22 protein-coding genes are annotated in these 21,033 nt (G+C 42.6%); 3 read left to right on the top strand and 19 right to left on the bottom strand.

Translation table 11 applies throughout. The annotated features are described in order from the left end of the window. Positions 1-18 precede the first annotated feature (18 nt). The 5 genes from NSQ20_RS17840 to NSQ20_RS17820 form a co-directional block, all read right to left on the bottom strand. A complete protein-coding gene (locus tag NSQ20_RS17840) occupies positions 19-393 on the bottom strand; it encodes a DUF2750 domain-containing protein (protein WP_076250519.1) in 375 nt (124 codons plus the stop codon). Positions 394-595: 202 nt separating this feature from the next. Beyond that, on the bottom strand, positions 596-2,644 hold the full coding sequence (locus NSQ20_RS17835; protein WP_340030460.1) for a glycoside hydrolase family 16 protein: 2,049 nt from the start codon (positions 2,642-2,644) through the stop codon (positions 596-598). A 153-nt stretch (positions 2,645-2,797) separates the two neighbouring features. Then, the gene (locus tag NSQ20_RS17830; protein ID WP_340030459.1) at positions 2,798-4,339 is read right to left on the bottom strand and encodes a response regulator; all 1,542 of its coding nucleotides are present in this window, start codon (positions 4,337-4,339) and stop codon (positions 2,798-2,800) included. Between the two features lie 3 nt (positions 4,340-4,342). Then, on the bottom strand, positions 4,343-6,181 hold the full coding sequence (locus NSQ20_RS17825; RefSeq protein ID WP_340030458.1) for a histidine kinase: 1,839 nt from the start codon (positions 6,179-6,181) through the stop codon (positions 4,343-4,345). A gap of 73 nt (positions 6,182-6,254) precedes the next feature. Further along, positions 6,255-7,910 (bottom strand): extracellular solute-binding protein, encoded by a 1,656-nt coding sequence (locus NSQ20_RS17820; protein ID WP_340033039.1) that lies wholly within the window; start codon positions 7,908-7,910, stop codon positions 6,255-6,257. A gap of 199 nt (positions 7,911-8,109) precedes the next feature. On the opposite strand from NSQ20_RS17820, the gene NSQ20_RS17815 reads away from it, so the two are divergent. Further along, on the top strand, positions 8,110-8,367 hold the full coding sequence (locus NSQ20_RS17815) for a GlsB/YeaQ/YmgE family stress response membrane protein (protein ID WP_036613911.1): 258 nt from the start codon (positions 8,110-8,112) through the stop codon (positions 8,365-8,367). 160 nt (positions 8,368-8,527) lie between these two features. Here NSQ20_RS17815 and NSQ20_RS17810 read toward each other — a convergent pair whose 3' ends face one another. The 3 genes from NSQ20_RS17810 to NSQ20_RS17800 all read right to left on the bottom strand — a co-directional run bounded on the left by NSQ20_RS17810 (position 8,528) and on the right by NSQ20_RS17800 (position 10,779). After that, complete coding sequence (locus tag NSQ20_RS17810; RefSeq protein ID WP_338706165.1) at positions 8,528-9,319, bottom strand: SDR family oxidoreductase; 792 nt, start codon at positions 9,317-9,319, stop codon at positions 8,528-8,530. A 421-nt stretch (positions 9,320-9,740) separates the two neighbouring features. Then, positions 9,741-10,187: a GNAT family N-acetyltransferase gene (locus tag NSQ20_RS17805; RefSeq protein WP_127549270.1), complete on the bottom strand. Its 447-nt coding sequence runs from the start codon at positions 10,185-10,187 to the stop codon at positions 9,741-9,743. Positions 10,188-10,350: 163 nt separating this feature from the next. After that, positions 10,351-10,779: a MarR family transcriptional regulator gene (locus NSQ20_RS17800; protein WP_340030456.1), complete on the bottom strand. Its 429-nt coding sequence runs from the start codon at positions 10,777-10,779 to the stop codon at positions 10,351-10,353. A gap of 166 nt (positions 10,780-10,945) precedes the next feature. On the opposite strand from NSQ20_RS17800, the gene NSQ20_RS17795 reads away from it, so the two are divergent. Beyond that, positions 10,946-12,256 carry an amidohydrolase family protein gene (locus NSQ20_RS17795; RefSeq protein ID WP_340033038.1) on the top strand — a complete coding sequence of 437 codons (1,311 nt, stop codon included), beginning with the start codon at positions 10,946-10,948 and terminating at the stop codon, positions 12,254-12,256. An 82-nt stretch (positions 12,257-12,338) separates the two neighbouring features. Here NSQ20_RS17795 and NSQ20_RS17790 read toward each other — a convergent pair whose 3' ends face one another. The 6 genes from NSQ20_RS17790 to NSQ20_RS17765 form a co-directional block, all read right to left on the bottom strand. Next, entirely contained in the window at positions 12,339-12,758 is a 420-nt protein-coding gene (locus NSQ20_RS17790) for an ester cyclase (protein ID WP_338587014.1), read from the bottom strand. Between the two features lie 124 nt (positions 12,759-12,882). After that, the gene (locus NSQ20_RS17785) at positions 12,883-13,881 is read right to left on the bottom strand and encodes a zinc-binding alcohol dehydrogenase family protein (RefSeq protein ID WP_340030455.1); all 999 of its coding nucleotides are present in this window, start codon (positions 13,879-13,881) and stop codon (positions 12,883-12,885) included. 3 nt (positions 13,882-13,884) lie between these two features. Next, on the bottom strand, positions 13,885-14,511 hold the full coding sequence (locus tag NSQ20_RS17780) for an ABC transporter permease (RefSeq protein ID WP_036673634.1): 627 nt from the start codon (positions 14,509-14,511) through the stop codon (positions 13,885-13,887). Beyond that, positions 14,508-15,278, bottom strand: a complete 771-nt coding sequence (locus NSQ20_RS17775; protein ID WP_340030454.1) for an ABC transporter ATP-binding protein — start codon at positions 15,276-15,278, stop codon at positions 14,508-14,510. Before NSQ20_RS17775 ends, NSQ20_RS17780 begins: the two co-directional genes overlap by 4 nt. Positions 15,279-15,291: 13 nt before the next feature. Next, positions 15,292-16,197: a glycine betaine ABC transporter substrate-binding protein gene (locus tag NSQ20_RS17770; RefSeq protein ID WP_340030453.1), complete on the bottom strand. Its 906-nt coding sequence runs from the start codon at positions 16,195-16,197 to the stop codon at positions 15,292-15,294. 11 nt (positions 16,198-16,208) lie between these two features. Beyond that, a complete protein-coding gene (locus NSQ20_RS17765; protein WP_340030451.1) occupies positions 16,209-16,865 on the bottom strand; it encodes an ABC transporter permease in 657 nt (218 codons plus the stop codon). A gap of 137 nt (positions 16,866-17,002) precedes the next feature. On the opposite strand from NSQ20_RS17765, the gene NSQ20_RS17760 reads away from it, so the two are divergent. Beyond that, positions 17,003-17,359: a helix-turn-helix domain-containing protein gene (locus NSQ20_RS17760; protein ID WP_036673628.1), complete on the top strand. Its 357-nt coding sequence runs from the start codon at positions 17,003-17,005 to the stop codon at positions 17,357-17,359. A gap of 196 nt (positions 17,360-17,555) precedes the next feature. On the opposite strand, the gene NSQ20_RS17755 is transcribed toward NSQ20_RS17760, so the two are convergent. The 5 genes from NSQ20_RS17755 to NSQ20_RS17735 all read right to left on the bottom strand — a co-directional run bounded on the left by NSQ20_RS17755 (position 17,556) and on the right by NSQ20_RS17735 (position 20,941). Then, positions 17,556-18,389 (bottom strand): radical SAM protein, encoded by an 834-nt coding sequence (locus tag NSQ20_RS17755; RefSeq protein WP_340030450.1) that lies wholly within the window; start codon positions 18,387-18,389, stop codon positions 17,556-17,558. A 96-nt stretch (positions 18,390-18,485) separates the two neighbouring features. Next, positions 18,486-18,878, bottom strand: coding sequence for a hypothetical protein (locus NSQ20_RS17750; protein WP_340017549.1), 393 nt, complete (start codon positions 18,876-18,878; stop codon positions 18,486-18,488). Positions 18,879-18,988: 110 nt separating this feature from the next. Next, entirely contained in the window at positions 18,989-19,357 is a 369-nt protein-coding gene (locus tag NSQ20_RS17745; protein ID WP_340017548.1) for a hypothetical protein, read from the bottom strand. Between the two features lies 1 nt (position 19,358). Continuing rightward, positions 19,359-19,706: a YolD-like family protein gene (locus tag NSQ20_RS17740; RefSeq protein WP_036673624.1), complete on the bottom strand. Its 348-nt coding sequence runs from the start codon at positions 19,704-19,706 to the stop codon at positions 19,359-19,361. Beyond that, positions 19,703-20,941 carry a DNA polymerase IV gene (locus NSQ20_RS17735; protein ID WP_340030448.1) on the bottom strand — a complete coding sequence of 413 codons (1,239 nt, stop codon included), beginning with the start codon at positions 20,939-20,941 and terminating at the stop codon, positions 19,703-19,705. The genes NSQ20_RS17740 and NSQ20_RS17735 overlap by 4 nt, the downstream gene beginning before the upstream one ends. Between the last annotated feature and the right edge of the window lie 92 nt (positions 20,942-21,033).

Below are 21,033 nucleotides of genomic sequence, written 5' to 3'. Positions count from 1 at the left end.
CTTCGTTGAGGTTTTAAGTTAGTATTTTTCAAGTTCTGTCTTTAAATCCTCAATTAGTATATCGACTTCTAATACAGCAGAATCAGCATTATTTAAGAATATTGAAGGTTTAAAACCCTCTTTTTTTAAATTGGGTAGAAAATCGTCTATGAACTCGTACAAATCCATACTTTTACTTGAGTAAATTTCCCAACCATCAGTTGCACAGTATTCCGCGAATTCTTTCTTAGGCCAAAATGGAAGTAATTTATTACCTTTATCATCTTCAGTAACTGACCAACCATTCTCATAAAGCCCCCACACTTCTTCTGAATCCACTACTTTTTTGATGAAGTATTCATAACGAATATTTGCAGGGAGATTGATGACTGATTCAAATTCTTTCTGATTCATATTTCCTCCTAATGATGTTGTCCTTCGACAAGAGTTGCAGCCGATGAACTACAGTATCAAGTCTAAATTTAAACGACCGATTCCCAGGTAGAAATATTGGGAATCGGTCGTAAGCCTATTTTAGAGTATAAGATTTCAGGTTCTTCGGTTTGGCCAGTATCTGTTCCATCTGATCTTCATTCGCTCTATCCGAAATCGCAAATTACTGTTCTTTATACACGCGTACATAATCCACTTGCATCGTCGCCGGGATATCGGAGGCGTTCGGGGTACGGCCGCCGTCAAAGTTTCCGCCGACTGCCAAGTTCATAATGAGGTAGAACGGCTCATCGAAAGGTGCATTCGGATTATTCGGTGCAGCTGCGGAATACCACTGCTCGTTAGTGACTTTATAGAAAAACTTGCCGTCTACATACCATTTAATATTGTCCTCTTCCCAGACTACCGAGTATACATGATAATCATTGGCAAAAGTTTGCCCCGCCGGGAAGTGATAATCGCCGCCGGAATACTGGTTCCCGGGCCATTGTCCACCAAAGTGTATGGTACCGCTTACTGATCCAGGCAGACGGCCTCTCGCTTCCATAACATCAATTTCACCTGATGCAGCCCAAGTGCCGTATACTGAATCTTTTGGAAGCATCCACAGTGCTGGCCATACACCATCACCTGTAGGAAGCTTGGCACGAAAATCGACTCTGCCGTATTTCAAGGACAGCTTATCCTTGGTGTTAATCTTTCCCGAAGAATACTGTGCATACCGATTTGGATCCTGCGGGAAAGATTTAATATCATTCATGGCTTTGATATTCAGCTTCCCGTCCTGTACATAAACATTTTGAGTGCTGTTTGTGTAGTGCTGCAGTTCTGCATTTCCCCATCCCCAAGTACCGGGATCGTTATTGAGATAATATCCTGTTTCATAGTTCCATTTACTTGTATCCAGCGTAGTTCCGTTGAATTCATCCTGCCAAATGAGGTTCATGCCCGCGATTGCCGGGTCGGTTGGCGTTCCGATTGAGATATCCTCTTGATCGGATACATCCGGACGCGGGGCGTTTGGATTGCCGATGAAGGTATAGTTGACGAAGTTGTTGCCAATATTTCCACCCGCCTGTCCGTTCAGTGGATATCCAATACGGATCTGCATATTTTCTTGGATTGGCTGGAACCAAAGACCATAGATATAATCGGACCAGTAACCCCACTGATTGGCATCGGACATATTGTTATACCCATTAGCGGAGTATGCAAATTTGCTCTGGCTGGAGTTACTCAAATCAACCCATTGCCCATTCATGTTAATTTGGTATACAAAATTGCCCAGTTCCTTGGCGATTGGCGCGCCTCCATCAATTTTGGGAAGCGGAACCCCTATGGAACCATTCGCATCTGCTGTGAAGGTTGTTCCTTCGTATGGCGTAATGACATATGAATTTCTTGTAGGTTCATTAAACGTAATGGTATAAACAAGGTTAGTTGAAGAAGTCTTTGATTCCAATTTGACATTGATCGACTCCGTTACGTTAAACCAGTACCCACCGCCGCCATCCGTGAATTGGCCAAAATTGTGATCGTAGATCCATCCGCTGGCTGCGTTATTGTCAATATCAATCCAAGTGTTGCTGTTTACAGGTTTGACATATACCTTCAAATCATCCGCAACAGCTTCATAAGTGACCGCAGGATTATTGTTGAACGTTGGATATGTAAAGCCTGCACCGCCTGTGAAACTTGCCGTGATTTGTGGACCTTGTGTCGCATTCATCGCTGTGATGGTTGTTTTGTTGATGTTTTGGAATACAAGTTGATACTCCAGCTTAACACCATTCGCTTTGGAGTACAGTTGAATCTCGGTTGTTGCGGAGAGGGTGAACCAATAACCATTGAAGCCGCCATCGCTCCAGTGCCCCCAGTTTTGGTTATAGATATAACCGCCTGCCTGGTCGATATCAACCCAGTTGTTGCCCACTTTTACATTAACGCCTACATCACTGTGAACATCATTCCATGTCGCGGAGCCTCCATTGAATTTAGGCATAACAAATCCGTAGCTGGCCTTGCCAACCCCTGATTTTGAAATAACAGGCCCGTCTGCTGATGAGAAGTACTCCATTGAGGTTACGGTAGTTCCCGCTGCCTGAACCTTTGAAGCTGGCAGTATGCCAATACTAGCCAGCATCACAACCACAAGGAACATACCGAGTCCCTTTTTCATAAACCGTTTCGCCGTAAAGTGAGATGGTTTCATAATTGTCCTCCTTTAATAGAATAATAGCTTTTCCCAATCCATGTGCATTAAGGAAATCGCTTACATGAAGGGATATCTTTATTCTATCGAATAGGTTAATTCGCTGAAAAGGTACAATTGTTTTTGTGGTATCCCATTTTTTTGGCTTTTGATTCAATCTGCCTTCTGCCGCATCATTTGTCGGTACTCTGTGGGTTGGATCTGCATCACAAGTCGGAACGCGCGTGTAAAGCTTTTGTAGCTTTCATAGCCAACCATAGCAGCCACCTCCACAATTTTATGATCGGTTTCGGCGAGAAGCCGCCGCGCTTTATCCAGACGCACATCTCGTAGGTATTCAGCAAAACCTTTACCAATATTCTTCTTAAACAGATTTGAAAAATAAGCATAATTAAGCGATACATGATTGGATACCATCGCGAGGTCCAGCGGTTTGTGGTAACTTTCGTGTATAAAACGAATGGCTTCATTTAGATCCTGCGAATGGCGATAGCTGCACTTATAGTCATAATATAACTGATTCAGCCGAAGCAGCTGCTGTTGCAGTGCTTGTATATAATCACGCATCCCTTGATAATCAAAGAGATTACGCAATGATTCAAGGTCCAGCACTTCTTCCCCCATATAAGGGTGGATAACTCGTTGGTATTCCTCCATCATCTGAACGGTGGCGGCGCAGAGCTGTTGAGTATAGCGAATAGGATAGCGTTGCAGCACCTTTTTGTGAAATATTGCAGAAATACCCTGAGTGATTGTTCCGCTGTTATCTGTTCCAACCGACTGGAACAGTTCATATAAGTTTTCATAGGGAAGTTGCCATTGCTGTTCCATATGCTCAATATGTGCTGGGAAGATACTGTACTGATCAGGAAACAGGTAACTGTGGCGATAGAGCTCAAGCACTTGGGTATAGCTGTCGGGTAGTTCTTTTAACCCCTGAATCGGGTTAGTCATGGCTGTTATGGCATCGATCTTTCCTTCCTTGAGCGCTGCAGGCAAAACACTTGGATCTATGGACGCATCCACCGCAAGGATCAGGTATGGGCGATGTTGCAGGCAAATATAACCTTGTCTGCCAAACACACGATAAGCAATGGCTTCCATGCTATGGGCGCTGCTGGCCCCGGGCTGGTTAATGCAAACTTCTTCCCGCAGCAGGGTTAGGCGATAATTACGCCATAACGCAACATTTTGTTCCTCAATCTGAAGAATCCATGCGTCATCACTTAACGCACCTTGCATAAACATTCTTAATTCTTTACGATCGGTCTCTTGGGCGAGACGGGATACACGCTGCATATTATGCGTAAGTGCCTGCCGTGTCTGGATTTCTTGCCATACATGCTCCAGGGAATGTTGCAGATCCTCTCGCTTCAAAGGTTTTAGCAAGTAGCCCTTTGCCCCAAGCCCGATCGCTTTTTGGGCATATGTAAAATCACGATAACCGCTGATAATGAGGTACTCCACATCCATGTATTCCTCTTTGGTTTGAGCCATGAGTGCCAACCCATCCATATCTGGCATCATAATATCGGTAATAACGATGTGAATGCAATGCTGCCGCAATAGGGACAGCGCCTCAATCCCACTCGCGGCACAGTATATGTTGTTCAGCTCCAGAGGAAATTGATGCAGCATGGCCTGCAGGCCGTCACGAATGTGTTTTTGATCGTCCACAATCAGGATATTAATCATGCTCTACCACCCTCCAAGATTTACATTTTCCCAAGGCAAACGTATCGTTACGCAGGTATATGCACCTTGAACACTATCAATCCAAAGACCGCAATTCTTGCCATAATGAAGCTGTAATCGCTTATTCACGTTTTCCAAACCAAGTCCGCTCCTGCTAGTAACCATCGGCGTATCCGATTCGCTCCGCAGTAATGCCTGAAGACGGTGTAACATCTCAGGCTCTAACCCCTTTCCGTCATCTCTTATGTTAATGAAAAGCAGACTGTCATTCTCCACAGAAAAGGTAATCTCTATAGTTACCCTGCCGCCTGAAGGTGCCCCGTGATGAACTGCATTTTCAACGATGGGCTGCATACACATCTTGGGAATGGCGTAGCGAAGTATCTCCTGAGGAAGATCTGCCGTCATAACGATACTTCCGCCTTCCATAAAGTTGATAAATTCAATATAACTTTGGATATTGGCAAGCTCCTCACGAAAAGCAACGGTATCGCTGCGCCACTGCATGCTGTAACGTAGCTGGGAGCCCAACGACACCAATGAATTGGCTATAGCAGGCTGCCTCTGTACCTCTGCCTCCATACGGATCGATTCCAGGGCGTTATATAAAAAATGAGAATTAATCTGCGAATGTAGCGAGTGCAACTGTGCGTTTTTGGCAATTAACTGCTTATCCACGACCTGTGTCATTAGACGTTTGACCTCATATAACATTTTATTGTAATTCACCGCCACCTCATCGATTTCATCCCCTCTTTCGTTCTCATCAAGGCCTGTATCAATCATTGCATCCAGCTCGCCTTTCCCTACCTGACGCATGGATACCAGTACGCTGTCCAACCGCCGGAAAATACGCCGCGTCGTTTGGGATACGAGTAACATAATCAGCAGCAATACACATAATGTAATCGTTACCACAAATGCATACCAACTGCGCGGCCCCTTCATCAATGCCTGATGGGAAGCAATCTCGACCACATAAGTGTTCAACGGAGCGATGTATCGATACAATGCGTAGAAGCTCTGATCTCCCACCTTAACCTGAAGCGGGCTTTCCTGCGGCAATATATCCAGCTGGTGATAAATACTGCCAAGGATCTCCTCCATCCCCTGCCCGTACTTCTCAGAAAACTCATGCTGGGGATTGTAAACATACTGGGGAGGATCACTTGCGTTCATCAATACCGAAAAGAAGTCCCCCTTGCTCTCCTGGAGCAGGTCGCTGAAAAACATGCTGTGCGGGACTCGCACTTCCATAATACTAGGGCGCTTTTGTTCCTGCCCTTGAAGGCGAACCAGACGATAGTAGGATAAAGTGTGTTCACCATCCCTAAAAGAAAATAAACGGTAAGCCGCACCACCTTCGTCCCGTAGCTTTATCCAATAATCCTGCGGCCAAAATTTCTTATAATGATAGATTTCAGGCCAGATTTCATACAAGTTTGGGTTATCAACGTAAAAGCTAAGCTCACTGATCATCGCATTGCTTTGAATGATATTAAGCATTTGCTCAAACTGGTTTTGCTTAAACTTCACCAGACGCAGTCCATCCACAAGCATATTGGAATGAATAAAATCCACAAATGACTTTTGAGTAAGGGCTGTATTGGAAGCGTTCTCAATCATGTCCATTCTTCTGCGCAATTGTTCATTCAGCCATGAAACGTGGCTGTTTCCCGTTGCCATAGCATCCTTATATAGCTGGGTTTCTTGCATGCGGATATACACAAAGGATATCAAAATAACAGGTATGGCAATCATCAGGCTAAATGCCAGAAACAGCTTTTGGGATATACTGGAATTGCGATAAAGCTTCCTCAATCTCGTTAGTAGGTATTTCATTCTGATGTATTCACCACCTTTGTTATACCATATATTACTAGTTAGCTGATAATTAACAATGTAGTAGGAATGGTTATCTGGCTATCTTGGCTTTCCGCAGTTCCAGTTCAGCTTGGCGATATTCCATCACCTGGTTAAAGCCATAGTTCACACGACGTATCAGAAAATTTTCAAAAATTTTGTCAAAGGCAGCTTCATCCTTCGCTGTAAGCAGTAGTTCTGGCAGCACTTCTTCCCAATTCTGAGAAATACGTGACCAGGCTAACGCGATATCGGAATCCCCTATAGGATCTAGTCCCTTATAGATGCCGCTTTCCAGGTCGGCCTGTTGGTTGGCGAACTCCTCCATTTGCTTAATGGATGGTGCATTCTCTGGTCTCCACTTGTTAACGAAAGCAGGGTTTCGCAGCATCCAGTAGGTATCCATAATGCCATATTCCTTTTCCAGCCGCTCCCTATCCGTGTCATGCAACTGAACCATCGCCGCAGTCAACTGCGGTTTGCCGTTTTTCATCGCCCAGGTTTCACCTTCATTGCCCAAAAATAAATCCCTTTGGCCTTCTTCGCTGGCCAGATAGGTCAAAAATCGGATGGCTCGTTCAGGATTTTTCGTGGATCTGCTAATCATCGTAACCATCCAGCCATCCATGCTGCCGGGGAACAGTTTGGCGGACTCTCCCCTGCTGCTCCGGGGTCCATCTACAGCAATATAGTATGAACTCTGATTCGTAAGGACTTCCAATTTCGAATTGAGGTCCGATATGTCTGTCCATTCCCGAATCATCATAAAATATTGGGCATGGTTGGTTTTTTCCTGCACCTGTGCACTGGAGTCGACCAGAAAATCAACATTAATCAGGCCCTGCTCGTAAGCGGTACGAAATGTTTTCAGCCACTCAATATAATCCGGATCTGTCATTCGGTCGTATACTTTACCGTTCTGTTCATGGGGGATCGCAAGCAGATTTTGCAAATATTCGGTCATCCCATAGGATGCATTCCCCTGTGCCCAAAACGGACTGATCAGCTGACCTTTATAAACAGAATATTGATTCTTCAGCAGTTGCAATGCATTTAAAAAACCTTTCGGTGTGGTAAGGTCCGGTTTGTCCATCGACTCATACAGATCTTTACGTACGAGAAAGGTTTGGTTCGCTCCCGTCAAGCCGGTTGAACGCATCTGTTCGGGACTGTACGCATCATTGGGGATGACATAGGTATGGCCGTCTTCTTGCCGATACCATTGTAGAGCACCGTCACCTGCTACCTTGTAAAAGTAAGGATCATACTGGTTGGCTAGCTCATCCAGGGCATAGATGAGATTACTCTCCCGAAGTTTGTTAACCGCACTCTCCCAAGAGCCGATGGTTATCAGATCCGGCAGACTACCGGTCGTCAACATCCGTGATAACATCTCGCTTGGTTCACCAGTGGATACTTCAAATTCGATATTGACCCCTGTTTTTTGGGTGACATATTTGGAAGTCAGGCTCTCACCCCAAGTGTGCCCGTACCATTCGGCTCCAACGAACCACGTTAGATTCACGGGGGTGGTATCCAGCTTCCATGACGGTTCTTCCTGATTCAGATTAAGGCTCTGTATCTGCTCCGTGAAGTCAACCTTTGTCGAAGCACCCCTATCTTCCGATTGCTCTGACTCAGAACAAGCAGTTAAGCCTGACATCAGACACATCATCAATAAGGCTATAATAAAAGGACTTCGAAACATGAACACCTAAGTGCCTCCTTCCTATACTGGCGATCTCCAATCCCCATCTGCATCAGCATTCATACTAGTGGTGGTACAACCGATTTTACTACCCTTGGATTAAAATGGAAATGGTTTAGTGGTCGATTCGCAGATGATCCGCAACATTCCCCCTAACGAAACATAACTTGTAATAAATCAATGGAAGGGAGACCAATTCGTGTATTTAATCTGGATACTTATTGTCGGTGGGCTAATTGGCTGGTTAAGTGGAAATCTGATTGGACGGGACGTGCCGGGAGGCGTACTTGGAAATATCATTGCTGGTTTTGTTGGATCGTGGTTAGGGTATGAACTGTTGGGGCCGAGGGGGCCGGTGGTGGGTGGATTTCATATCATACCCGCGATCGTCGGGTCAATCATTGCTCTCTTGATTTTCTATGCTCTGGCGCGCGCTGGAGCGTTCCGAAGACGTTAACAGGCGGAGACGACAAGTTTTTACCCAATTGATTGGGTATTGACGTAAAGCTTCTTTCGCCACCGTTGCATCATCTTCTTCACAAAGCGTAGTTTCCACCCGGTAGTCGAATAAAGCCGCCGATCCTGTTGATCGGCGGCCTCCTTTGGTTTTATGGAAATTAGAATCCACCTCTAGAATGAATGATTTGTCCGGTGATCCATTGGGAATCGTCGCTTGCCAGAAAAGCAATCAGACGGGATACATCTTCAGGAAGACCGATCCTGCCCATCGGAAATCCCGGTAGCAAAGATTTTTTCACTTCTTCCGACATCCAACCCGTATCGGTAGGACCGGGATCAACCGCATTCACAGTAATGTGAAACGGAGCCAGTTCAGCAGATAGACATTCGGTAAAGGTGGAGACAGCGCCTTTTGTTGCGGCATAAGCGAGATTGCCAGGCATCGGCCCCTTACCTTGACCGGACGTGAGGTTGATGATCCGGCCGCCGCAAAGGTCCTGATGGACGGCCAGTTCAACCTCCAGCATACGCGCAAATTCGGCCGATAGCATGAATGTACCTCGAATGTTCATGGCACAGTGCGCATCGATCAATGATGCATTTAATTGACGGAAATCAGCTGCTACACTGTAGGTAGCGTTGTTGACGAGAATGGTCGGCAGACCGAGAGCCGATCGGCATGCATCAAGCAGTTGCGCTGGAGAATTGGGATCGGTAAGATCGACCTCCATATGCGCTGCCTTAACGCCATAGGAGCGAAGTTCTTCGGCAAAGAGATCCGGCCAGTTTTTGTCGGCATCCCCCGGATTCTCTGTTTTATCGTAATCGTACAGATGGGTATAGAACACATTAGCGCCTTCTTGTGCCAACGTGCGGCAGACAGCGGTTCCAATACCTCCGGGGCGGCTTGTGCCTGTCACAATAGCGGTTTTTCCGTATAGTTTGGTCATTTTATTACCTCCGTTTAATAAGGGAGGGAGAAAACCATTTTTCATTGGAGATGGAATTATCCTAGGTATAACAAAAAGCGGATACATCAAGTATCCGCGCCCGGGTTTGATTCAAACGGTTCCTCGCGTCCCTTGAATGATTGCGGATCGGCATCACAAACCAGGCGTGTGGTTATAACCAAAACACCAAGTCGAGCGATCCAGTTTAGATAATCATTACAAGGAAGTCCACATGGTCCGGCGAGTCCCCTTTCCTACATCTCCACTTCAAATATTACGAGTCAGACTCAATTACTGTCAAGACAAATACATGGGATTACATTTCCAGTGAAAATGGTTGGGTGGTCAAGCATCCTGCTAACCTGCAGACTGTTCACTTTTTTGAATGTAACTTTATGTTCGATTTTTACAACTTCAATTCTTACAACTTCAATTCATATCGTATATCAGGTAAATTCTCTTCATTTTCTTGTCCTCTACCAGTAATTTCAAACCCATTATTCTCATAAAATTTTTGGGCATCTTTATTCACTTCAAATGTATATAAAGTTAATTTTCCATTTGCTTGTGCTTTTGCTTTATTAAGCAAGGTTCGCCCTATTCCATTCCCTTGATAATCAATATGAATATAAAGTTGGCTTATCTCAGTTTCACTATAGGCAATCATTCCAACTACTTTTTCATCAATTAACGCTAAATCTATTTGATACTGTTTAGATAGTATATGATTTAAAAAATATAGATGGTTTTCGAAGCTATGGGTTTCAGCCTGACCAATTGCCCGTTCCTTACTATCTCTCCACATTTTCACTGTATGTTCAGCATACTTGGGATTATAGTTAGATACTTTAATTTCAAGTTTGTTCATTAATATACCGCCTTAAATAGAAAGATTTTCAAACGATGCAGTATTGACTTGAAAAATATCTTCTTGATCCAAGATTTCCGTTCCATTGTAAGTAATAATTCCTGATGAGAAATCAATGTCATCAGTGTTCTATGGCCACCATTTACCTCTCCTGTCCAGTCTATTATATGCGTTCATTAATTCTGATCAGTAATTTCTTTAAGATTTGCTTCTCCTCGTCATTAAGGGCTTGAACGATTTCAGCCTCCACTTTTTGAAATGAGTTATTGAAGTCTTCAATCAAGTCAACCGCTTTTGGTAATACGTAAATATTTTTTTGCCGTTCATTATTGACCGGGATTTTACGTTCGATGAAACCTTTTTGCTCTAGACCTTGAAGCATGCTTGTAACGCTTGCCCCACGCAGATGAAACCGATCTGCAAGATCCTTTTGAATAATATGATTATCTTGATTCTCATAAATATAATCGATTACTTTTCCTTGTTGAGAACTTAATCCTAGCTCTTTTATACTCTCATCCGCTCTTTTCTTTAACTTAAGACCGATAATTTGAAACAAATCCATATAAGGCGTATCTTCTCGGGAATGCATGACCGTTCATCTTCCCCTCTGTAATTGTTAGGAATCTAATTGTAAGTAGCTAAAATATACAGTGATCCCAGTAGGCTTGTCAAACAACAGTTAGAATATTGACTGTTAGATATCTAACAGTTATACTGCGAAGTGTTCAGTTAAAAACACATTAGGAGGAGTTATGATGGAGAAATTAAATCAGAATGCTGGGTCAGAAGAAATTACGGCGATTACAAATGTACGAATCTTTGATGGATATCAAATTATTGTTCCCAGACATATTGTCATTAAAGGGGTGTCCATTATCTCAGTGGGCGGAGACATCCCAAGTGATGCAACAATTATCGATGGAGAAAATGCGACATTAATACCTGGTCTGATTGATGCACATGTCCATACCTCCATTGGCGGATTACGAGATGCCTTAAAATTCGGTGTTACAACAGAACTCGAAATGAACGGCGATTTTACGAAAAGAGGGCGCGAAATTCAGCTAAAAAATGTCGATGACATCGCAGACGTCCGATCTGCTGGTACAGCGATTACCGCTCCTGGTGGGCACCCAGATGAATTACTACCTGATGGAGATGAAATACCTGAATTCGTATTAAAGGAACTAGAGAAGTTATCGGAGGAAGACCGGGAAGCAATGCTGGCCGCCTACGCTCACGATCACGACGAAATACCTCAAGTGACGTCGGTTGAAGAAGCGATCAAACATGTGCATACCCAAGTGGAGAATGGATCCGACTATATTAAGATCATGATTGAAGAGGGAACGGTTATGGGTGCACCCGGTCTGCCTGTTCTAAGTGATGAGATTCTAAAAACAGCCGTTACTGAAGCCCACAAGTTCGATAAGTTGGTCATTGCCCACGTTTTGACGGCTCTTTCATCGAAAGCAGCCATCGATTTTGGAGTCGACGGTTTGGGCCACTTGTTTATCGACAGACCCGAGTACACGTCCGAATTGGTTAAATCCATAGCTGATTCTGGAGTTTTTGTTACACCGTGCTTGGTGTTGAATTCATCGATTATAGGTAATCCGGCATCAGAATTGGCTAATGATCCACGAGTTCATTCCAAATTAAGTCCGGATTGGATCGATATCTTGAACTCAAGCTTCAATACATTCCCACAAGGTAACATGGAGAACAGCTTTAAAAATGTGATGGATCTTCACCGTGCCGGAGTTGATATTCTTGTAGGGACGGATGTCGCGCCGGTTCCCATTCCGAACCTTGGTGGCCTTGCTCATGGGGCCAGTGTTCACCACGAAATGCAGCTGCTGGTGAAGGCTGGGTTCACTCCGATTGAAGCTCTTCAGTCGGCTACTTCCAAACCGGCCCGTTGCTTTGGTCTACATGATCGTGGCCGGATTACCAAAGGTGCACGTGCTGATCTTATTCTTATAAACGGTGATCCGATCACTAATATTTCAGATACCTTGTCAATCCAATCCGTGTGGTCCAATGGTTCGCAAAAACTAGGCTAAAATTAGTTGATTATATTTCCTAATTGTAAAATCACTAAGAAGAGGGAGTGCAAAATGCAGTCCCTCTTCTACTTTAATCTAATTATGCTTTTGGAATTGCCCCTATTTGTTGAAGCAAGCCAAGCATATCGGGTTGACCATACTCTTCAATAATTTGGCCATTGGAGATCCGATAAAAATTCATTGCATTTACTTCGATTTTTTTGCTCGTTGGTGGAAACCCGAGAAACTCTCCGTCTTGTGTGCCCTTCATGACAAAATGAGCTGCTATTAGATCCTCTTCTGCTACCAGCTCCTTAACAGTCCATTGTATATCGGAAAAACCAGATCTCATCATATGAATTATGGAGAGATAACCACTTGGACCATTCATTGGTTCTTTTTGCATAGGTACATAAAAAACAGCATCTGGAGAAATCAATTCTTCAGCAAGTTCCTTGCTTGCCGTATTAATGAAGTTCGTGAAACGGTGCATTAATTGTTTGTTTTCTGTAATCGTCATATTTAAACCCCTTTCTATTTTCGTGAGCATATGCCTTCACTTAAATTTTATCGCTACTTTAGATAATTGGTAAGTAGGCACCTTTTTGTTATATAGGAACCTTTTTGTAACTATTATTTTATCTCTAGGTTGCAGAGAAGTTATCATTCGTCTCTACAATGTCATTGGATATAACGATCTTACCGTTTGCGGTGTTACTTTCCATTAAAAGATGTGCCTTTCCAATCTCCTCGAGTGTAAAGACTCGAGCAATAGGTGGGACTATACCATGTTTTTGAATATGCTCAAATAAAGAGATCAGTGTACTTTCTTTGATAACTTCACTGGTGAACGCTGTAAAATACACACCTGTGGGTATATCCACTAAAGGTTCAAAGGCATCAAGAGTCCATTCATTTCCTAATATTCCTGACATGCAACATATCCCTCGTTCTGAGATGAATTGCAAGGACTCCTTTACAGTCGTTGTACCAACCAACTCTAGAACCTTGTTTACCCCATTTGGAGCAATAGCATACACCTGTTCTCTCAAATGCTCATTATCGAGCAGTGCATAGTCTGCTCCAGCTTGTTGGAGAAGTGCAAATTTCTCTTTGTCTCGAGTCGTTGATATAACTGTTGCTCCTACACTCTTAGCTAGCTGAAGTGCTGCTAAGCCTACGGAACTTGTCCCACCACGAATAAGCAGCATCTCTCTTGAAGTCAATTGAAGACATTCAAATAAGGATGCATACGCGGTATAATACATTTCCGGTATCGCTGCAAGTTCAGTCCATTTCATATCGCTAGGAATAGGATACACTTGGTCCGAAGGTATAAGTGCATATTCAGCATAACTTCCGTCAAATGCACGGCCTAACCCTCCCATTAATGAAGCGACGGTAGTTCCCTTTATAAATGTGCTATCTGAAGGGTCTTCAATCTCCCCTACGCATTCGATCCCAATAATACGCGGGAATTGAACGGATGGTGAATGCCCCTGTCTAGTAAACATTTCGGAGCGATTTATTCCAAACGCCCTGATTTTTACAAGTACCCACCCAGGTTTGACTGTAGGAATAGGTACTTCTGTTATCTGTAGTTCTTGTGGGGTACAGACCCTTTCCAATATAACTGCCTTCATAATTTATCTCCCCGATCTCAAATGTATTTGTTTCTCAAACAGCATGAATATTGCGTTCGTCACAATGGCAAGTCCTGCTGACAATAAGCCCCCCCACAAAATTTTATCGATATTCATGGTCCGTAATCCATCATTTAATATCGTACCTAGCCCTCCTGCATTAATGAAGGCAGCGATGGTTGCCATGCCAATGGTTGTTACCGAAGCAAGTCGAAGGCCTGTAAACAGAGGCTTGATTGCCAAGGGTACCTGGACCTGAAGTAAGATCTGAAATCGGCTCATACCGACCCCTGTAGCAGCTTCAATAACAGATGGTTCAACATGATTCAAAGCTGCAATGAACTGACGTAGAAGGATATATTGGTTATAGGCAATGAGCACGGTAATGGCTGTCGTTTTCCCCAATCCGGTCACAGGGATCATTATTGCAAACAAAGCCAAGCTCGGAATAGAATACAAGATTGAAAACATGTAAATGAGTGATCTAGATACCTTATCAGAGGCCAGAGCTAAGATGGTTAAAACGATTGCAATGATCACAGAGAGCAGCATGGTCAGAATGAGGATCTCCACATGCTCCAATAATGCTTGTACCAACTTATCCGGATGTTTAATGGCATAGTCGATCATTTTAAGTTCCCCCAGAAGCGTTCTTGCTCCTTCGAAGATTGAATGAGTGAGTGCACAAAATCATCTGCAGGATGAGTTACAATTTCTCTCGGGGTATCGAACTGGCAAACCTTCCCCTGATTCATAATCATAACCCTGGTTCCCATCTTGAATGCTTCATTAATATCATGAGTCACGAACAAAAAGGTTTTTTTCATTCCACCATGAATTTTCAAGAGTTCATCCTGGAGATTTAAGCGCGTAATGGCATCCAAGGCCCCAAAGGGTTCATCCAGCAGCATAATATTGGGATCGGTTGCTAATGCTCGCGCAAGACCAATTCTCTGTTGCTGTCCTCCGGACAATTGTGAAGGATAACGTCGTTTGAAGTTCTCTGAATCTAACCCAACCAAAGCTAACAATTCTTGTACCCGTTCTTCGATTTTCTTTTTGTCCCATTTCAAAAGACGAGGAACAGTAGATATATTTTGTTCAATATTGATGTGGGGGAACAAGCCTACTTGCTGAATAACATAGCCAATTTTCCTTCTAAGTTTTACAGGATCAACTCCAGCGATATCCTCCCCAAATATTTTAATAATCCCGTGGGAAGGATCATTAAGCCGATTCACCATCTTCAATAAAGTTGTTTTTCCTGATCCAGAGGAGCCGAGGATTGTAATAAACTCTCCTTCACTTATCGACAAGTTCACATGATCAACTGCAAATTCATTGGAATCTGAATATTTTTTGCTCACATCATGGAATTCGATTGCTGTTGGATTCATGTTAACGCCATCCTTATTTAATGGAATCATAAAATTCTTTTGCTACATCTTCATATTCTTCTTTGTCTACGTCCACTTTTGCGTTTAGTGCGGTTACGGTGTCTGTATCCAATACCGAACTAACCTTGTTGATCACTTCAGCGATGCCGGGGTCCGTTGAGAGCACATTATCACGGATAACAGGCGCCAAGTTATAAGGTGGCCATACTTGTTTGTCATCTTCCAATAGGGTGAACTCGTCTTTGTTCACCAACTGACCTTCAGTGGTATATGCGGGCGCGACATCAGCCTCGTTGTTTCTAAGCACTTCATATTTCAAACTGTTATCATATACTTTGGATGATTTCCATTTGAGCTTGCCATACACTTTCTCTAATGCTGGAATACCGTCAGCGCGCTGGTCAACCTCTCCTTGGGAAGCAAATCGAATCTCACCGGCATGTTTTTGCAAGTCAGTAATGGTCTTGATCCCTAATTTTTGTGATACTTCCGTTCGAATAACGAGACCTGCTCCATCATTTGCTTTTGAATAATCGAGCCATGAGATATTAAATTGCTTTTTGTACTCTTCTTTGACTGTTGTATACACTTCATCCGGATCTGTCATCAAATCCATCTTCAAAACGGCCAACAAACCCGTACCTGTGTACTCTGGGTACATATCGATATCGTTATTAACAATCGATGAATGAATGATGGAACCCGCAATATTGGGAAACCGCTCAACTTGATACCCCGCGCTCTCCAAAGCCAACGCATATAGCTCCCCGACAATTAAATTCTCAGTGAAGTCTTTTGAACCAATTCGTATTGTCGATCCATTATTATTCGTTTTATTACCACATGAACTCAAAATTATGGACAAAACAAGCGTGATTGAAATGGCTAAAACTAATTTTTTCTTTATGTTCTTTTTCATTTGTGTGGACCCTACCTTTGCAAGAATTTATATCTAAACAATACACGTTCAGACAGATCTAAAATAAACCCTATACCAATAGCCAGAATCGCTATTGAAATACCACCAATTAAAAGTAAATCCGTTCGATTGAGCCCTAAACCGGTAAAAATGATCTCTCCTAATCCGCCAGCTCCAATTTTGGCAGCCAAAGTAGCGCTGGCGATAATTTCAATCGCAGCGGTTTTAATCCCTGTCAAAATCAATGGTCCAGCCACTGGAAATTGGATTTTCCATCTAATTTGTCGTTCAGACATCCCTACACCTTGTGCAGATTCAAGTAAAGACATGGACACACTTTGTAACCCGGATACTGTATTCATTAAGATAGGAGGGATTCCTAAAATAATGAGAGCGACAAGGGCCGGCCTAATTCCAGTACCCATGATAGGAAGCAACAGAAGTAAGATCGCTAGGCTGGGAACGATTCGTAATGTTTGAAATAACGAAAGGATCCATTTTTCGGAACGACCGTATTTAGTTGATAAGGTACCTAATGTAATTCCGATAAGTGTAGAACCCATCAATGCCAATAAACTGATCTCTAAATGCTGTCTCCAAGAATTCAAGAACGTTAACATATGATTCGAAAAATAGTCACCCAGTTGCATCCATAAACTTTCTTGCAAAACCCCTCCTCCTTTCATTCATTTTCATTTGCTTTTTTTATCGACAGAACTATAATATAAGCAATGTAGTGGTTTTGAAAGTAGGCACCTTTTTGTTGTATAGGAACCTAATAGTAACTATTGGAGGCGATAATGTAGTGATTCCAAAAAAAGATTTGCCGTTGTGTCCCGTGGCAACGACAGTTGGCTTGATAGGTAACAAGTGGAAGTTATTGGTTATGAGGGATCTTTTGAAGGGAACTCAACGATTTGGAGAACTTCGTAAAAGTATCCCGGAGATCAGTCAAAAGGTTCTCACTGAAAATTTACGTTCAATGGAAGAGGATGGAATTGTCATTCGTACTGTTTTTGCAGAAGTCCCTCCGAGAGTTGAATACAGCTTAAGTGATTTAGGAAATTCACTGAAGCCAATTATATTCTCTATGGAAACATGGGGGCTCGGGTACCAGAAACTCAATGATGAACTTCCAAACGATATTCATCAGAGTGAATGATGTCAAATTGTTACTCCACGGTCATTTCAAAATAGAATGAATTCCTCTACATCTTCAAGTTAAATCAATGGAGGACTCATGCGTCCTCCATTGATTCGTAAGAGAAAGTTGATCTTCGAACACCAGTTTCTGCAATATTTCTATTGCATGAAGAAAGAACGGACAAGATCCTCATAAAATGAATGGCTAGTTAAAATCAAAATGGATATGCGCTGTTTTTAGATACATGAATTATTTCAGATGGAAACCTTGCCTTAAAATATTTTTCCACTTTCAGATGAATATTTTTCTCGTACCAATTGTCCCAGCCGTTCGCCTCAAATAATTGTGGCATCCCTAACCGCTTAGATCTCATCCCCATTTGACCATCACCAATCAATAGCGTATCAATCCAAATTCGATCAGTTATGCCTTGTAACATGTTAGCGAAATTAGGTGAAAAAGGTAGCACAGGGGAGATAGATACTTGTGTATGTATCCCTGCATCATTTATCTTTTTCAAGGCTTTAACTCTTAAATCTATTCCAGGAGCATAGGGCGAAAAAATTCGTTTCACATCTTCGCGATCTGTCTCGATTGTCATTGAAACCAGAATTCGACATTTTTCCTTTAATTTCAGCAGTATATCAAGGTCTCTGGCAACCAGGGGGCTTCTAGTTTGAATTTGAAGTGAATCTGGTGGGTTTTTATCCATTTCTTCCAATAGGCTTCTTGTAATGTTTGCCTTCTGCTCTACAGGTTGATAAGGATCTGTGGCTGATGACATGAATATACTTATGGGTTTATTTTTACGTTTTAGAAGAGAGACTTCCTTTAGATAGTTTTCTGCTGCATTTTTCTTGACATCCACCCACGATCCCCAAGGAATATCCTTAAACTTTTGAATTGGCATTTCTCTGACGTAACAGTATTCGCAAGCAAATGCACAACCCGTATAGGGATTTAGTGAATGAGTAAAACCAATATCTAGATAACCTTTTACTTCACTTAATATTTTCTTAGACACAATGTCTTTGATTTCAATTGGCATGACGTTACCATCCCCTCAATTACTTTTATGCCCACTTCTCCTCTTGCGTTTTATCTTAAAATTTCTCATGCTACTTGAAAAGTAGGCACATTTTTATTAGATAGGAACCAGAATGTAACTATTGGGTGTTAACAACAAAACAACCGTTTTTATAAATAAAGGTAACGGCGGCTTATCTTTGGCTTGAAAATTGAAAATATCCGCAATAGGACCGTCAAAAGCAATGATGCGGTCGGTAATCGTATTGCGAGGATCGCGGAACATGACATCAAGTACTTTAAACCAATCCTTACATTGAAGCAATTGTTTCCCTACAATGATGACTTGATAATTACGTCCCGCAAGCGAACCCGGAAATTGGGCATCCTGCTGATTTTTAGACTGTCTTAAACCTTCTGCTATTCCTCCCCCTTCGCGGCTTTTCTTTTGAATGTCCTTACTGAATACAGGGGCAGATTTATAATAATGGAGTTTTTTTATCTTTGACATCCAAACATAGTTTACTCTGCCTTTTTATTTATCTTTTTTGTGATTCCCGGTTTGCCAAAAGATCTGCTCGTACTTGTTGCATCCATGAGTTAGATTCTTATTTTCTATGTTCATTTGAGCAAATCAGTAATATCAACGTTCATATGTTCGGTAAGCATTAAGGTTACATCCACTTTCACTTTGCTCCATAATAATGTCATTTTATGAATGTAACCTCTCACCGAATAATCTACCGTTAAACTCAGCTCAGATCTCACTTCATCTATGATTTTAATATGATGTTCCTTTAGCCTTTGTTTTGATTTGTACATTTCTAAAGCAATTTTCTTTTGGGTACCGTCCAAGTAGTCAACATACACAGATTTCATTTTGAAGTTTGAAGCGTATATTTTATGCTTATCTACCTCCAGAGCACCTAAAAGATAAGGGAGCTCTACCACCCTCTTCACGAGTGAAAGTTCCTCGCAAGTCTGTCGCACTTTATACGCCTCCTTCTTCAAGTTTCACAGCGACCAATTGATCAAAATCGACCCATTCAAATCCATTCTCCATTTCAATTTTGATTTTCTTTCCAAAGGTACTGACTGAAGTGACGATCCCGTGTATATACCGATTGCCTGACTCAGTAAATATTGCAAAGGTGGCTTGCAATGTATAATTGAGCGACATATCTATATTTTGTGTAATAATCTCCCACTCATCTTCATGGATCAGCGGTTTCGTTAGATAATGAACTTGAGTACGATGCTGTATAATTCGTTCTTTATGTTGAGGAAGCATCATGCGGCTCGATTCCCATAATCCATTGGCCTCCAGTTTTTTGCTCATTTATAATGCCCCCCAATTTTAGATGCTCGATCGATCGCTTGACCCGCAGCCGTAATGGAGCTCGCTCGTAGAATGGCAATGTCGCCAAATCGATCCTTAATGTCGTCCATCACCTGATCAATGGCCCGTTTCTGCTCTTGATCATCAAAAAAAGATAGTTGATATGTATCCGCGTTGGATAATTGAGATAGGGATACGCCTACACGGCGCACAGGTTGCCCATCCCAGTGTTGATGGAATATGCGTTTGGCTATCTTGCATACATCAACGGTTATGTTTGTAGGATCAGACAGTTTAACCTGCCTGTGAAAACCAGTGGGGTGGTCAAAATCCGCTCCAGACACACTCACAGATACGACACTACTCATCAGTCCCTTTTTGCGGGCTCTTCTGCATACTTCAGTGCAGATATCGAGAATAACCACTTCGATCTCCCAAGCCTCTGTGAAATCTCTAGGCAGGGTCATTCCGTTTCCAATATCTTTTTGTGTACTGTGCGTGTTGACGGTTACCGGCGAATTGTCGAGTCCATTTGCGACTCGCCAGATGACTTCTCCATTAACCCCCCACTTATTTCTTAGTTTAGAAAGAGGTGTATTTGCCAGGTCTCTAATGGTTCGGATGCCCATCTTCCACAGATGTTTTTCCATTCTGGAGCCTATCCCCCACATATCGCGGATGGGCTTATCTCCAATATGGAGGTGTAACTCCTCTTTTTTTAAGTGGAAAATGCCCCCCTCTGCTTTTTTAGCGATCATATCGCAGCATAATTTACTGATGATTTTGTTTTCACCAATGCCAGCTCTCGCGTAAACGCCTGTTTCATTATAGATTTTGTCTTGAATTTGCTTGGCCAAATCGATTGGATCATTACCGAATAGATGCATAGACCCTGTAAAATCAGCGAATAATTCGTCTATACTGTACGGTTCGACCAGATCGGTAAACTCCTCAATAATGGACATGATTTGAGTGGATACTTCGATGTATTCTTGCATGTGTGGTCTCACAATGATCAGTTCAGGGCACTTCTGAAGAGACTGCCAGAGTGGTTCCGCGGTAGACACACCCTTCGCTTTGGCTAGTGGACAAGCGGCAAGGATAATTCCAGAGCGTCTTGCGGGGTCTCCCGCAACAGCTAATGGTCTATTTTTGTATTGAGGCATTTTTGCCTTTTCGACTGAAGCATAAAAGCTCTGCATATCAATGAGCATAATGGTTCGTTGCTTAGTCAACACTGTAATCACTCCTGTACTTTTGAGAACGTATGTTTGTATATATTATAGACCGAACACACGTTCTTTATGCAAGAGGTAAATATTTATAA

Origin of the sequence: Paenibacillus sp. FSL K6-1122 (assembly GCF_037977015.1) — a bacterium.
Lineage (GTDB): Bacteria > Bacillota > Bacilli > Paenibacillales > Paenibacillaceae > Paenibacillus > Paenibacillus amylolyticus.
Note: the sequence above shows the minus strand (reverse complement) of the source record. Positions and strands in the feature narration are given on the sequence as shown.